Annotated in this window: 12 protein-coding genes and 1 pseudogene; 10 read left to right on the top strand and 3 right to left on the bottom strand. The window is 66.0% G+C overall.

From position 1 onward, the window contains the following. Nucleotides 1-49: 49 nt before the first annotated feature. Nucleotides 50-877, bottom strand: coding sequence for a uracil-DNA glycosylase (locus Y900_RS19210; protein ID WP_036343890.1), 828 nt, complete (start codon nt 875-877; stop codon nt 50-52). Between the two features lie 51 nt (nt 878-928). Between Y900_RS19210 and tap the strand changes: the two genes are divergently transcribed. The 3 genes and pseudogenes from tap (at nt 929) to Y900_RS19195 (ending at nt 4,713) form a co-directional block, all read left to right on the top strand. Then, the gene (tap, locus tag Y900_RS19205; RefSeq protein WP_109751098.1) at nt 929-2,161 is read left to right on the top strand and encodes a multidrug efflux MFS transporter Tap; all 1,233 of its coding nucleotides are present in this window, start codon (nt 929-931) and stop codon (nt 2,159-2,161) included. Continuing rightward, nucleotides 2,161-3,527, top strand: a pseudogene (locus Y900_RS19200) (FAD-binding oxidoreductase). Before tap ends, Y900_RS19200 begins: the two are co-directional and overlap by 1 nt. Before the next feature lie 46 nt (nt 3,528-3,573). Further along, nucleotides 3,574-4,713 (top strand): epoxide hydrolase family protein, encoded by a 1,140-nt coding sequence (locus tag Y900_RS19195; protein WP_036343886.1) that lies wholly within the window; start codon nt 3,574-3,576, stop codon nt 4,711-4,713. A 4-nt stretch (nt 4,714-4,717) separates the two neighbouring features. Here the strand turns inward: Y900_RS19195 and Y900_RS19190 are convergent, their stop codons facing one another. Next, entirely contained in the window at nt 4,718-6,478 is a 1,761-nt protein-coding gene (locus Y900_RS19190) for an N-acyl-D-amino-acid deacylase family protein (RefSeq protein ID WP_036343885.1), read from the bottom strand. Between the two features lie 103 nt (nt 6,479-6,581). Between Y900_RS19190 and Y900_RS19185 the strand changes: the two genes are divergently transcribed. Together Y900_RS19185 and Y900_RS19180 are read left to right on the top strand one after the other, a co-directional pair. Next, entirely contained in the window at nt 6,582-7,904 is a 1,323-nt protein-coding gene (locus tag Y900_RS19185) for an aromatic ring-hydroxylating oxygenase subunit alpha (protein ID WP_036343883.1), read from the top strand. Next, nucleotides 7,888-8,517 carry a TetR/AcrR family transcriptional regulator gene (locus tag Y900_RS19180; RefSeq protein ID WP_237752602.1) on the top strand — a complete coding sequence of 210 codons (630 nt, stop codon included), beginning with the start codon at nt 7,888-7,890 and terminating at the stop codon, nt 8,515-8,517. Before Y900_RS19185 ends, Y900_RS19180 begins: the two co-directional genes overlap by 17 nt. Before the next feature lie 199 nt (nt 8,518-8,716). On the opposite strand, the gene Y900_RS19175 is transcribed toward Y900_RS19180, so the two are convergent. After that, nucleotides 8,717-9,358 (bottom strand): TetR/AcrR family transcriptional regulator, encoded by a 642-nt coding sequence (locus Y900_RS19175; protein WP_109751097.1) that lies wholly within the window; start codon nt 9,356-9,358, stop codon nt 8,717-8,719. Between the two features lie 413 nt (nt 9,359-9,771). Here Y900_RS19175 and Y900_RS19170 point away from each other — a divergent pair, with 413 nt between their 5' ends. The 5 genes from Y900_RS19170 (at nt 9,772) to Y900_RS19150 (ending at nt 14,049) form a co-directional block, all read left to right on the top strand. Then, nucleotides 9,772-10,200, top strand: coding sequence for a hypothetical protein (locus Y900_RS19170; protein ID WP_036347265.1), 429 nt, complete (start codon nt 9,772-9,774; stop codon nt 10,198-10,200). Nucleotides 10,201-10,339: 139 nt separating this feature from the next. Continuing rightward, nucleotides 10,340-11,521 carry an oxidoreductase gene (locus Y900_RS19165; protein WP_051660428.1) on the top strand — a complete coding sequence of 394 codons (1,182 nt, stop codon included), beginning with the start codon at nt 10,340-10,342 and terminating at the stop codon, nt 11,519-11,521. Then, nucleotides 11,506-12,033 carry a DUF8737 domain-containing protein gene (locus Y900_RS19160; RefSeq protein ID WP_081845168.1) on the top strand — a complete coding sequence of 176 codons (528 nt, stop codon included), beginning with the start codon at nt 11,506-11,508 and terminating at the stop codon, nt 12,031-12,033. The genes Y900_RS19165 and Y900_RS19160 overlap by 16 nt, the downstream gene beginning before the upstream one ends. A 193-nt stretch (nt 12,034-12,226) precedes the next feature. Further along, nucleotides 12,227-13,456 carry a cytochrome P450 gene (locus tag Y900_RS19155; protein ID WP_051660156.1) on the top strand — a complete coding sequence of 410 codons (1,230 nt, stop codon included), beginning with the start codon at nt 12,227-12,229 and terminating at the stop codon, nt 13,454-13,456. Continuing rightward, nucleotides 13,456-14,049, top strand: a complete 594-nt coding sequence (locus Y900_RS19150) for a TetR/AcrR family transcriptional regulator (RefSeq protein WP_036347255.1) — start codon at nt 13,456-13,458, stop codon at nt 14,047-14,049. The genes Y900_RS19155 and Y900_RS19150 overlap by 1 nt, the downstream gene beginning before the upstream one ends. The last annotated feature ends 49 nt before the right edge of the window (nt 14,050-14,098 follow it).

Raw genomic sequence — 14,098 nt, 5'->3', positions numbered from 1 at the left:
CCCGGGAATTGACACCGGAGGGCAGGAGCGAAGCGACCCGGGAATTGGGTCACCGCCGTAGGCCTGCCCGTGCGGCAGCGTCGGTGAACACGTCGTCGAGCATCGCAGGCGTGAGCCGTCCGGTGAACATGTTCTGCTGACTCGGGTGATAGCAGCCCAGTAGCTGCCGGCCTGATGCCAACTCGACGACCACCCCGTGCCCGAACTTGGGTTTGACCTGCGCAGGCAGGTCGTCTGCGAGCAACCGCAGCGCGGCCTGCCAGCCGAACCCGCCCAGGGTGACGATCACCCGAACCGACGGCGCGATCAGGCGCCACTCGGCGGTCAGCCACGGCTCACACGTCGCCCGCTCGACAGGCTCCGGCTTGTTGGCCGGCGGCGCGCACCGGACTGCGGCGATCACCCGAATGTCGTTGGTGGACAAGCCGTCTGCCGCGTCCACACTGGCCGGTTGGTTCACCAGGCCGGCACGGTGCAATGCGGCGAACAGTTGATCCCCCGAGCGATCACCGGTGAAGACCCGGCCGGTCCGATTGCCCCCTTGCGCGGCCGGGGCCAGGCCCAGCACCACGATCTTCGGCTGCGCCGAGCCCCACCCGGTGATCGGCCTTCCCCAATACGGCTCACCGGCGAACGAGCGACGTTTGGTGACCGCCACCTCTTCCCGCCACGCGACCAGCCTTGGACACGCCCGACACACGCTGACCTGGGCATCCACTTCTCCGATGTCGCGGGCCGCCGCGGCCAACGTCGCCACCTGGGCGGCGTCGGCAGCCACCGGGGTCTCAGGAACCGCGGGGTCCCCGGGCCAGCCCGTCCCCGGCGGAACGGGCGAGGAGAACAACACCCTGGTCCGTGGATGTGGAAGGAGGGTCACCGGTCCACTCTGCCCGGGTCCCGCTCGGCGCGGAGAACTTAAGCTCTGCCGGTGACCACCACGCGCGTCCCCGCGCTGCTGATCCTGTCCTCGACCTTCCTGGCCGCGGGCGCCAACGGCGTCTCCATGGTCGCCTTCCCCTGGCTGGTGCTGCAGCGGACGGGCAGTGCGGTGGACGCCTCGATCGTCGCGGGCGCGGCAACCCTGCCGCTGCTGTTCGCCACCCTCATCGCCGGGGCCGCCGTCGACTTCGTCGGCCGACGCCGGGTGGCGATGCTCTCCGATGCACTGTCGGCCACGGCGGTGGCCGCGATCCCGGTCTTGGCGATCGCGTTCGGCACCGACGTACTGACCACCGTCGTCCTGGCCGCACTGGCTGCCCTCGGCGCGTTCTTCGATCCGGCCGGTATGACCGCGCGGCAGTCGATGCTGCCCGAGGCGGCGGGTCGCGCGGGCTGGACCCTCGATCACACCAACAGCGTCTATGAGGCCGTGTTCAACCTGGCCTACATCACCGGCCCCGGCGTCGGAGGCCTGCTGATCGCAACGCTCGGCGGTGTCAACGCGATGTGGGTGACCGCCGCGCTGTTCGGGCTGGCAATCCTGGCGATGGCGGTGCTGCGACTGGAGGGCACCGGCCGCCCGGCGCGCGAAAAGCTACCGGAGAGTGTCGTTTCCGGGGTTTTGGAAGGGTTGACGTTCGTCTGGCGCAACCGGGTTCTTCGTACCCTGGGCCTGGTCGACCTCGCCGTCACCGGGCTGTACCTGCCGATGGAAAGCGTGCTGTTCCCCAAGTACTTCACCGACCGCAGCGAGCCGGCCCAGCTGGGGTGGGTGCTGATGGCGTTGTCGATCGGCGGGCTGGTCGGGGCGCTGAGCTGGACCGTGCTGTCGAAGGTGGCCAGCAAGCGGGCGACGGTACTGACGGCGGTGCTGACCTTCGGGATCGCGGTGGCGGTCATCGCGTTTCTGCCGCCGCTGCCGGTCATCCTGTCCTTGGCCGCGCTGGTCGGCCTGGTGTATGGGCCGATCGGGCCCATCTACAACTCGATCGTGCAGACCCGCACCCCAGAGCAGCTGCGCGGACGGGTGGTCGGGGTGATGACGTCGATGACCTACGCCGCGGGTCCGATCGGGTTCATGCTGGCCGGACCGCTGGTCGACGCGTTCGGCCTCACCATCACCTTCCTGGTTCTGGCGGTGCCGATCCTGGCGATCGGCATGGTGTGTCCCTGGCTGCCCGCGCTCAAGGAGCTGGACGACGACGCGCCTAGGATGGCCTGATGGCCGTGAGCGCTCTGGCCGGCCTGGCCGCTGAGCTTCCCGACGGGGTTGTGGTCACCGACCCCGACATCCTGGCGTCCTATCGCCACGACCGCGCCGCGGATCCCGCGGCCGGAATGCCGTTGGCCGTGGTGCGGCCGACCCGCACCGAAGAGGTGCAGGCGGTGCTGCGCTGGGCGTCGGCAAACCGCATCGCGGTGGTGCCGCGCGGAGCCGGCACCGGGCTGTCCGGTGGCGCGACTGCCGTCGACGGCGGGATCGTGCTGTCGACGGAGAAGATGCGCGACATCACCGTCGACCCGGTGACGCGCACGGCCGTCGTGCAGCCCGGTCTGCTCAACGCCGAGGTGAAGAAGGCGGTCGCGGAGCACGGCCTGTGGTACCCGCCCGACCCGTCGTCGTACGAGATCTGCAGCATCGGCGGCAACATCGCCACCAACGCGGGCGGTCTGTGCTGCGTGAAGTACGGCGTGACAACCGATTACGTGCTGGGCATGCAGGTGGTGCTGGCCGACGGCACGGCGGTGCGCCTCGGCGGCCCGCGCCTGAAAGATGTTGCGGGGCTGTCGCTGACCAAGCTGTTCGTCGGCAGCGAAGGCACCCTCGGGGTGGTCACCGAGGTGACGCTGCGGCTGCTGCCTCCCCAGCCGTCGGCGTGCACGGTGGTGGCGACCTTCGATTCGGTGGAGGCTGCGGCCGGCGCGGTGGTGACGATCACCGGACGCATCCGGCCCTCGATGCTGGAGTTCATGGACGCGGTATCCATCAACGCCGTCGAAGACAAGCTGCGGATGGGCCTGGACCGCTCGGCGGCCGCGATGATGGTGGCCGCCTCCGACGACCGGGGCCCGGCCGGCGCCGAGGACGCCGAGTACATGGCCCGGGCTTTCACCGAAGCCGGCGCCAAAGAATGCTTTTCGACGTCCGATCCGGCCGAGGGCGAGGCGTTCGTCGCGGCTCGCAGGTTCGCCATCCCCGCGGTGGAGGCCAAGGGTTCGCTGCTCCTTGAGGATGTCGGAGTGCCGCTGCCGGCGCTCGCCGATCTGGTGGGCGGGGTTGCCAAGATCGCCGCCGACCGCGACCTGACGATCTCGGTGATCGCCCACGCCGGCGACGGCAACACCCATCCGCTGATCGTCTTCGACCCCGCCGACGCAGCGATGACCGAACGGGCCGAGAAGGCGTTCGGTGAGATCATGGACCTGGCAGTCTCGCTGGGCGGGACGATCACCGGTGACACGGAGTTGGCCGGCTCAAGAAGCCATGGCTGGCAGGTCAATTGGGTCCCGAAGCCATGGAACTCAATCGCCGGATCAAGGCCGCGCTGGACCCGGACGGGATTTTGAACCCGGGCGCGGTTATTTGACACAAGGTGGCGCGCAGGCTGTGCCGCCTGGCTAGGGTGGACGGCGATGACTCACTCCCCCACGCAGTTCGAGATCGCGGTTCCGCAAGCCGATCTCGATGACCTGCGCCGCCGCCTTGAATCCGCCCGATTTCCCGCCGAACTTCCCGGCAGCGGCTGGGATTACGGCACCGATGAGTCGTTCTTGAGGTCGTTCGTCGACCGGTGGCGCGACGAGTACGACTGGCGTGCAACCGAAGCGGAGCTCAACGCCGTGGGCTCCTTCGTCACAACCGCTGCCGGCCAGCGCGTCCATTTTCTGCACCGCAAGTCCGCCAACAGCGCCGCGATTCCGTTGGTGCTCGTGCACGGGTGGCCGGGTTCGATCATCGAGTTCCTCGATGCCCTACCGCTACTGTACGAGCGGTACCACGTCGTCGCGGTCTCGATGCCCGGATACGGGTTCTCCGGCCCGACCACTAAACGCGGCGTCGACACCTCGGTTGTCGCGTCGGCGGTCGCCGAGGTGATGACGCAACTGGGTTACCAGCGCTTTCTGGCTCAGGGCGGCGACTGGGGCGCCCTGGTGGTGCGATACCTCGGTGAGCACTACCCGGATCGCGCGGTCGCCATCCACACCAACATGCTCTTCGCGTCCGCCGACGGTCCCGATGCCATGGACGGGGTCACCGACGATGAGATGGCCGCATTCATCGTCTCCGCCGAGCGGATGTCGGAAGGCACCGCCTACATGGAAATCCAAGGTACCCGGCCACATTCGCTCGGCTACGGGCTCGACGACTCGCCGGTGGGTCTGGCCGGCTGGATCCTGGAGAAGTTCCACGCCTGGAGCGACGTCCGCGACGGCATGCCGATCCGCACCGACCGGCTGATCGACAATCTCATGATGTACTGGCTGACCGGTACCGCGACCTCGGCCGCGCGACTGTACTACGAGGCCGCCCACGCAGGCACCGGTGCGCTCAGCCCGTGGTCGGGCCGTGTCGGCGTCCCGACCGGCTACGCGGTCTACCCGGCGGAGCTGGTACGGATCCCGAAAGTGTGGGCGCACAAGCACTATCACCTGGTGCACTACTCGATCCAGGACCGCGGTGGCCACTTCGCGGCGTTCGAGCAGCCGCAATTATTCGCCGCGGACGTGCTGGCCTACGCCGACGTGCTCGACGAGTTGGGCGTGTTCAGCTAGCCGTTCAGCGGGCCCCGCGGACCAGTCGGCCCGGACGTGCGCCGGTGTCGACGCCGTCGCGGCGCGTGACCGTGCCGCTGACGATCGTCGCGGTGTAGCCGGATGCGCCTTGCACCAAACGGTTTCCGCCGGCCGGGAGGTCGTAGGCCATTTTTGGCGGATGCAACCGCAGTGCGTCCATGTCGATGACGTTGAGGTCGGCCTTCTTGCCGACCTGGATGACGCCGCGGTCGCTGAGGCCGAACAACTGCGCCGTGTCGTGGGTCTGCTTGCGGATCAGATGCTCCAGCGGCAGCTTCGCACCACGATGCCGGTCGCGGGCCCAGTGGGTCAGCAGGAACGTGGGATAAGAAGCGTCGCAGATCATTCCGCAGTGCGCACCACCGTCGGACAACCCGACGACACCGGCCGGATGGGTCAGCATCTCGTGGATGGCGTCGCAGTTGCCGTATGAGTAGTTGAAGAACGGCAGCATCAGCATATTGGTGGCATCAGCCTCCAGCATGAGGTCGTACAGCGTGGCCAGCGGGTCCTCGCCGCGGTCGGCGGCGATCTTCTCGACCGTCCGCTCGTCGGTGGGCTCGTAGTCCGGCGGGTCGCCGAGGTGGTAGATCCGACCCAGGGCGTACTGGACCAAGATGTTCATGTTGTCGAACAGCTTGTTGGGGTCGGGCGGCAGATCGTCCTCACCGAGGATCGCGGCCTTCACCGCCGGGTCGGCGAGCCGGTGAGCCAGCTCCTCACGACCCAACTCCCCCTTCAGCTTTCGGAAGGTCGGGCGATGCGTGAAGGCATGGTGGCCCGGGAAGCCGAACAGCATGCCGAACGGGCGCGCCGCGATCTGCGGGTAGAGCCGGGCGCCTGCGGCGTGCGCGGCAGCCGAAATGTCCATCTGCTCGCGCCACAGGTCGGGTGCGGCGTCGACCTGGATCAGCCCGAACGAGATCGGCCGGTCGATCTCGGCGCCCAGGCGCTGCATCCACTCCAATTCCTTCTTGGGCGCGATGATGTCCTCGCCGGCCACACCCTGCGGCGCCAGCTCGAAGACCGCCTGGCCGCCGGCCGCCATCGCTCGGCCAAGGCCGAACAGTTCGTCCTCGGCGGCGAAAGTGCCCGGCACGGGTTCACCGTCCATGGCGCGGTGACCGAGCGTGCGGGACGTCGAGAACCCGAGCGCCCCGGCTTCGATCGCCTCGCGCACCAGACGGCCCATCGCCTCGATGTCGTCGGGAGTCGCAGGCTCGTTGCGAGCCCCACGATCGCCCATCGCGTAGGCCCGCACGGAGCCGTGCGCCACCTGGCTTCCGACATCGACGGCGTAGTTGCCCTTGCCGATGACGTCGAGGTACTCGGGGTAGCTCTCCCAACCCCAGGTCATGCCCTCGGTGAGCGCGCTGCCGGGAATGTCCTCGACGCCCTCCATCAGCTCGATCAGCCACTGCTCGGAGCCGGGGCGCACGGGCGCGAAGCCGACGCCACAGTTGCCGGTGACGATGGTGGTCACGCCGTGGTTGCTCGACGGTTCGAGCAGGCTGTCCCAGCTGACCTGACCGTCGTAGTGCGTGTGGATGTCGACGAATCCCGGTGCCACGACTTTGCCTGTGGCGTCAATGGTTTCGGCAGCATCGCCCGCCAGTGGTGCATCGGATGCGCTACGTCGCCGCACCTCCACGATCTTCCCGTCCTTGACTGCCACATCGGCGATGAAACGGTCGGCGCCCGTGCCGTCGACGACGGTTCCGCCGGTGATCTTGAGGTCGAACATGGCTACTCCTCGACACACGATGTCAATGGGATTCCGTCGCCAATGTAACACCGTTACAGGGTCGGGTGTAATACCGTTTGGAGAAGATTTCGCGAGGAGGCGCATGGTGACGCACACGGCGCACAAAGTTCGACGCGAAGACGCGATCGGTCCGCCTCCCGCCAGCCCGACCCGAGTGCCCGCCGCGCGCTACCACTCCCCCGAGTTCGCCCGCCTCGAGCGCGAACACCTCTGGCCGCGCATCTGGCAGCTCGCCTGCACGCTCGATCATGTCGCGGAGCCAGGGGATTACTTCGAATACCGGTGCGGGCCGTATTCGGTCCTGATCGTCCGCGACGACACGCAGCTGCGGGCATTCCAGAACGTGTGCCGGCACCGCGGAAATTCGCTGTGCACGGGCGCCGGCTCGGAACTGCGCGAGCTGCGCTGCGGCTACCACGGCTGGACATGGGACCTCGCCGGGGTGTTGAAGCGCGTGCCCAACCGTAAGGGATTCGGTGCGCTGCACATGGAGGACTTCCCTCTGGTCGCCGCCTCCGTCGATGTCTGGGCAGGGCTGGTGTTCGTCAACCTCGACGCCGACGCGATGCCGCTCGATGACTATCTGGAGGCGATGCCCGCCGACATCGCATGGAACCGGCTCGAGGATTTTCACTGCTACGCCACGATGACGATCGAGGTGGACGCGAACTGGAAGACGATCGCCGACGGTTTCAGCGAGACCTACCACATCCAGACGCTGCATCCCGAGCTGCGCCGGTGCATGGACGATGTTTATGCACCGCAACAGATCTGGGGTCACACCGGAAAATCGGAGCAGTTCTACGGAGTGCCGAGCCCGCACCTCAAGGAGCCCATCTCCGACGACGACGTCTGGGACGCGTACGTAACAACCCAGGGCTTGCTGATGGGCGTCGAAGAGGGCACACCGTACCCGGGCGGTGACTCGGTGCCTGATGCGATTGCCTGTCGCACAAGAGAGTTCGCGGCCAGTCGCGGGGTCGACCTCGGTTGGGCCAGCACCGAACAGATCATGTTGCTACACCAGTACAACGTGTTCCCCAACCTGACGTTGCTGACCAACGCCGACCACCTGACCGTCATGACGTCACACCCGGGCCCCGATCCCGAACACGGCGAGCTCGTCATGTACCTGTGGACCCGGATGGCGCTGGGCGCACCGCGTACCCGTCCGGTCGACGTGCGCATGACAGCTGAGGAGGCTCATCCCGGTCTGGTTCTGACGCAGGATATTTCGGTCTTGGCCGGCCTGCAGCGCGGGCTGCGTCAGCCGGGGTTCACCCACCTGACGCTGTCCAACGAGGAGCGGCGCGTGATCAACCTGCACCGCAACCTCGAGCGCTACCTCGACCTCCCGGAGGCTGAGCGCATGACCGGGGGTGAGCCCGGTGGCCCGCAGTCCTGACCCGGTCACCGCGGACTCCATCCTCGACGCGGCAGCCAGGATGATCGAGCACGACGGCGTCGACGCGTTCACGATGCGCGGGCTCGCCGAGCAACTGGGCGTCGCGGTCACCTCGATCTACTGGCATGTCGGCGGCCGCGACAAGCTGCTCGACAGTCTCGTTGAACGGCTGCTCGGCGACATGGCGGCGTTGCCCGCGGACGCCGAGGAGCCCGCCGAGCGCATCGCCGCCCTCGCCCGCGCGCAGCGCCGAGCGCTCATCGACCGCCAGCATCTGCTCGGCATCGCACACGAACGTAACCGCACCCCGGCGTTGTTCCTGCCGGTGCAACAGCGCCTCGCCACCGAACTTGCCCGCCTCGGCGTCACCGGTACCCACGGCGCGCTGGTGCTGCGGGCCATCGAGGTCCACGTCATCTCGTCGGCCATCATGCAGTTCTCCGCGGTGCGCGGCCCCAAGCACGACGAGGAAGACCCGACGCTCTGGGCTGACGACTGGCCGGACCGTGACCTGGTCCAGGCGCTGCAGTCGCCCACCGACTACGACGCCGTCTTCGAATACGGTCTGTCGGCGCTGTTGGCTACCTTGCCTGGGAATCCCACCGATTCATAGGTCTTTTCGAAATTCCAGTCACGTGGGCGGACGCCGGCAGAGTTGTTCCAGGGGATAAACGGCCGACCATCTGGCCGCTTTTCGAAGGCTTCAGAACCGCTGAACAACGGTGCCCCATAGTTGGTGGGTCCCGTCCATCCCGGTGCGCTTCGCCGGCGACACCGCTGTCAGCGGCCCGCCAACGTTCAGCTGATGTAGCTCAGGGGTTTGACGTCGGGTTGTCTCGGTATCCGCCGACGTGCCGGAGTGCCATGCCAAGGGCCAATTCGAGAGGCCGGGCGCTGCGCGTGGTCTGCGCCATGAGAAGTCCGCCCTGTAGTGCGGTCATCATGGTCAACGCGAGTTCGTCGACGTCGGCTTCAGGGTCGAGTTCGCCGTTGTCGCGCATGGCCGCCAGGCCGGTGGACAGGTAGGACTGCCATGTGGCAAAGGACCGCGCCAGCTCCAGGCGTGCCGAGTCCGATCTGTCGGCGAGTTCACTCACCAACGACCCGAGCGGGCAGCCGCCGATGCCCTGCGTCGTCCGGGTGGTGGCCACGAGCTGATCGCACCAGCGTTGCAGACCGTCCCACGACGAGACCTCGCGCAACCGCGGCTCCTGTGCGGCGATGACGCGGCCGAGCTGAGTCTTGATCACCTCACTGATAAGGGCGTCTTTGTCGACGAAGTAGTGATAGAGCTGAGATCTGCTGGTCTGGCTGGCGGCCATGATGGCATCGAGACTCGTTCCCGCCACACCACGCTCCCGGATCAGAGAGGCAGCTTCGGCGACGATGCGGGCTTTCGTCTCCGCTCCGCGGGACGTGAGTCGGGCCGAGGGACGACCATCTTTTGGCACCACGGCCGGACAGTATCGGAATTGGCATTGTCGGTCCACTTATTGGCCAGCACAATGCCGATCAGCCAACCAATATTGTTGAAGGAGCTCGATATCGGCTCGTCACCTACGCCAGCTGTTGCATCCGGCGGCCATTCACCATCGGTGGCACCACGACCAGCTTGTCAGGCGGCCTTCCGGGGGCCCGCGGAATACCAGTCCAGCGCGGTCTCAGCTGGGATCCGAGGCCTGGGCCGGCGATGTGAGCTCGGAGCATGTCGTCGTCGTCATCGTCGTGATGATCTAGTCGTCATCAGCGAACATTGTTGGTACATAGGTCTTTTGGTCGACATGCAGGAACGTTCGTTACCGACACGTCAGCCCTTCGGCAGACACCATGAGAGGAACTCGTGAAGCGACTACAAGATGACCGGGTCTTGGCCTACAACTCGATGTTTTTGGGTGTGTTCATGTTTATGTTCGGATTCTTGAAGTTCTTCGAACCTTTTCGGACCATGTTCGACGTCCAGATCGCCAAGAGTGACCTGCCACCCATCAGCGTTCCCTTCGGCAAGGTCGCGGAAATGGCAATCGGCCTTGGGCTGCTCTTGCCCGCCTGCTTCCGGCACAAGATCGTTGATCTGTATGGCCCGGTGGTCTTCGCTGCGTCCGCCGGCCTGGTTGTCAACATGGCAGTCGCGACGTACGTCCATCTGCAACCGGATGTCCCAGCCAGCGTGCTGCCCCTCGGGATCAAGCCTCCGTTCATCCCGTCGTTCGTCATGGTCTTGGCGGTACTGAACCTGTACCGGCTCTACGGCGCGAGGAGGAGCAAATCATGGACGGCAATACGCCAGGCCAAGTGAGCCACCGCGGTGACGACTGCACGCGGCAGGATACACCGGGCCCGAGTCGCCGGCCTGAACCGCGAACATGACGCAAAGGTGGCGAGACACCGGCAAATCTATTGTGCCCCAACGGACCTCGACGAAGGTGGCGACCCCGATGCCTCTCCGGCAGCATCCTCCGCAAGACACCCTCTTCCGCTCGATTTCCATCGGAGGGGTGGACCTGCCCAACCGCGTCGCCCTAGCACCGATGACGCGAGTCAGCGCGACAGCCGAGGGTGTGCCGACCGATCGGATCGGCGGCTATTACCAGAGGTTCGCCCAGGGCGGATTCGGTCTGTTGATCACCGAAGGTCTCTACATCGATGACCAGACCAGCCAGGGATACCTCTTCCAACCCGGTATCGCCAACACCGTCCATGCCGCGGCGTGGAAGCCGGTCGTCGACCGCGTTCATGCGTGCGACTCGAAGTTCTTCGCCCAACTCATGCACGCCGGCAGCCAATCGCAAGGCAACTCCCACACAGCCACGACCTGGGCGCCTTCAGCCGTGCGACCCAAAGGCGCGCAGCTGGCGATGTATCGCGGGTCGGGCCCGTTTCGGGTTCCCGAGACGATGTCCGCCGAGCACATTCAGCAGGTCCGTGAAGCCTTCATCAACGCCGCCCGACACGCCCGCGATGCCGGATTCGACGGTGTCGAAATCCACGGCGCCAACGGCTACCTGCTGGACGCATTCCTCACCGACTACCTCAACACCCGCACCGACGACTACGGCGGCACCGTCGCCAACCGCGTCCGGCTTGCCACCGAGGTCTGCGCTGACGTTGCAGCCGCTGTCGGGGACGACATCGCCGTAGGTGTCCGCATTTCCCAGAGCAAAGTCTCCGATAGCGATCATCGATGGGCCGGCGGCGAAGACGATGCAGCCGCCGTCTTCACCGCACTGTCCGACACCGGCATCGACTACATCCACACCACCGAATACCGGGCACTGGCACCCGCTTTCGACGACACCGACAAGACGCTGGCGGCACTTGCCAAGCACTACAGCGGGCTGACAATCATCGCCAACGGTCACCTCGATGACCCCGAGGACGCCGCCACGATTATCGACTCCGGCGCCGCCGACGTCGTTGCTCTGGCCAAACCCGCTCTAGCCAACCGGGACTGGCCGCGCCGCGTCCAAGCCGGCCAACCGCTCTCACCTGACCTCCCAGCCGATCTATTCGGGCCACTCGCGACCGTCAAAGACTGGGAAGTCGCCGACGCCGCGCCACATAACGACCCACCCCGACCATCCCCCACCAAGGAAGACGACACATGCGGCTTGCGATAGACAGCGTCACGATCTTCTGGTTGCAAGTTCTCGTGAGCTGTGCCGTATGCGCCCTCGTCGCGAAGTGGTACGTCTGGCCGAGACTGACCGAGCTATCCCTCAATTCTGCGCTCATTCCATTGATCTTCGTCCACGTTTTTCGCTACGTGGGAATGGTCTTGCTGGTTACGGGCATGGTTGATCCGAAGCTGCCTCGAGCGGCGCTGTCCGCTTCCGCCTATGGTGATCTCTTAGCTGCAGCGCTGGCCCTGGCCTGCATCTTCGCGCTGCGGGCAGCGTGGCGTTTCGCCATCCCACTGGTGTGGGTGTTCAGCGCGTGGGGATTCGCCGACCTGTTGAACACGGTGCGCGGTGTAATACAGACAGACCTTCCGAATTTCAATCTCGGTGCCGCCTATTTCATCTACACGTTCTACGCACCGATGGTGGTTGTCGCACATCTGATGATCTTCTGGATTTTGTTGAAATCTAAATCGTGGAAAATCGGCAACAATGAGCACCACGAAATGTGACGCTGTGAGCGTCGGGCCGACACCGACCAGTGCAGCTCGCGGCACTCCCCCAGCGACGCGACTGAGCGGCGCGTCGCTCACACAGTGACGTGATACAGCCTTCCGTCCCGGCAGTCGGAGGGACGAAGGGAATCTCCTGGGATCCCATAACCCGCCTCTTGACACAACCATGGACTTGTCGTAACCATAAGACATGACCGCAGTTGTGTCTCACGACGCCGAGGCCCGATTCGAGCTGGCCACCGCCGAGACCTGGGGTGACCGTTGGCCGATGTACCGAGCCCTGCGCGACCTCGATCCGGTGCACCACGTCGTCCCGGAGAACCCCGACCACGATTACTGGGTGCTGTCCCGGCACGCGGACATTTTCGCCGCCGCCCGCGACCACGAGACGTTCTCCTCGGCCCAAGGCCTGACCGTCAACTACAACGAGCTCGAACTGATTGGGCTGCAGGACAACCCGCCGATGGTGATGCAAGACCCGCCCGTGCACACCGAGTTCCGCAGGCTGGTGTCGCGTGGCTTCACTCCGCGGCAGGTTGAGGCCGTCGAACCCAAGGTGCGCGATTTCGTCGTCGAACGCATCGAACGGCTACGCGCCGACGGCGGCGGTGACATCGTCACCGAACTGTTCAAGCCTCTGCCGTCGATGGTCGTCGCGCACTACCTCGGCGTTCCCGAGCAGGATCGCGACCAGTTCGACGGCTGGACCGAGGCGATCGTCGCCGCCAATGCCAGCGGACTGAGTGCTCTGGGATCGGTCGGCGACGCCGTCGGTTCGATGATGGGCTATTTTGCCGAGCTGATCGAACGGCGCAGGCGCGACCCCGAAGACGACACGGTGTCGCATCTGGTGGCAGCCGGTGTCGGTGCCGACGGCGACATCGCCGGGACGCTGTCGGTGCTCGCCTTCACCTTCACGATGGTCACCGGCGGCAACGACACCACCACCGGCATGCTCGGCGGTTCGATGCCGCTGCTGCACCAGCGTCCCGACCAACGCCGGCTGATCGTCGAGCAACCGGAGCTGATCCCCGACACGGTCGACGAACTGCTGCGACTGACCTCCCCGGTGCAGGGACTTGCCCGAACCACCACGTGCGACGTGGAACTGCACGGCAAGACCATTCCGGCCGGACGCAAAGTGCTGCTGCTGTATGGGTCGGCGAATCGCGACGAACGCCAATACGGCCCGGACGCCGGCGAACTCGACGTCACCCGGCGTCCGCGCAATATCCTCACCTTCAGCCACGGCGCACATCACTGCCTCGGTGCCGCGGCCGCGCGCATGCAGGCGCGGGTGACCCTGACCGAATTGCTCTCGCGTTGCCCGGATTTCGAAATCGACGAGGCGGGCATCGTGTGGGCGGGCGGCGGATATGTGCGACGGCCGCTGTCGGTGCCGTTCCGGGTGCGCGGCTGATGGCGGGCGACTGGCTGAGTTCACGGCGGGCAGAGGTGGCCACCGATCGCATCCTGGACGCCGCCGGTGAGCTGTTCGCAAGCAACGATGTCCGCAATGTCGGAATGAATGACATCGCCCGTGCCGCAGGGTGTTCGCGGGCCACGCTGTATCGCTACTTCGAGAACCGGGAGGTGCTGTACACCGCGTACGTGCACCGCGAGGCCTACCGGCTCTACGAGCAGCTGACCGAACTGATCGACGGCATCCCCGATCCGCGCGAGCGGCTACTGACCGGGCTCACCACATCCATGACGCTGGTGCGCGACAGTCCCGCGCTGTCATCGTGGTTCGCCACCGCCGACTCCCCCATCGGCGCGGAGATCGCCGAGCAGTCCGAGGTCATTCAAGCGCTGACATCAGGCTTTCTGCTGTCACTTCGGCCCGACGACCCCGAGGTCGTCCACCGTCGCGCCCGCTGGCTGGTTCGGGTACTGACGTCCTTGCTGATCTTCCCCGGCCGCGACGCCGAGGACGAGCGGGCGATCCTCGAGGAGTTCGTCGTTCCGATGGTGTGCCCGAGCGAGAATGATCCCTCGTTGAGACCGCACTGAGAGCGCGGATTTCGCAAACTATTCGTTCTGGATGCGCTCTCTACGAAAG

It is taken from the genome of Mycolicibacterium aromaticivorans JS19b1 = JCM 16368 (assembly GCF_000559085.1).
Classification (GTDB): Bacteria; Actinomycetota; Actinomycetes; order Mycobacteriales; family Mycobacteriaceae; genus Mycobacterium; species Mycobacterium aromaticivorans.
This window is presented reverse-complemented; position numbering and strand designations above follow the sequence as displayed.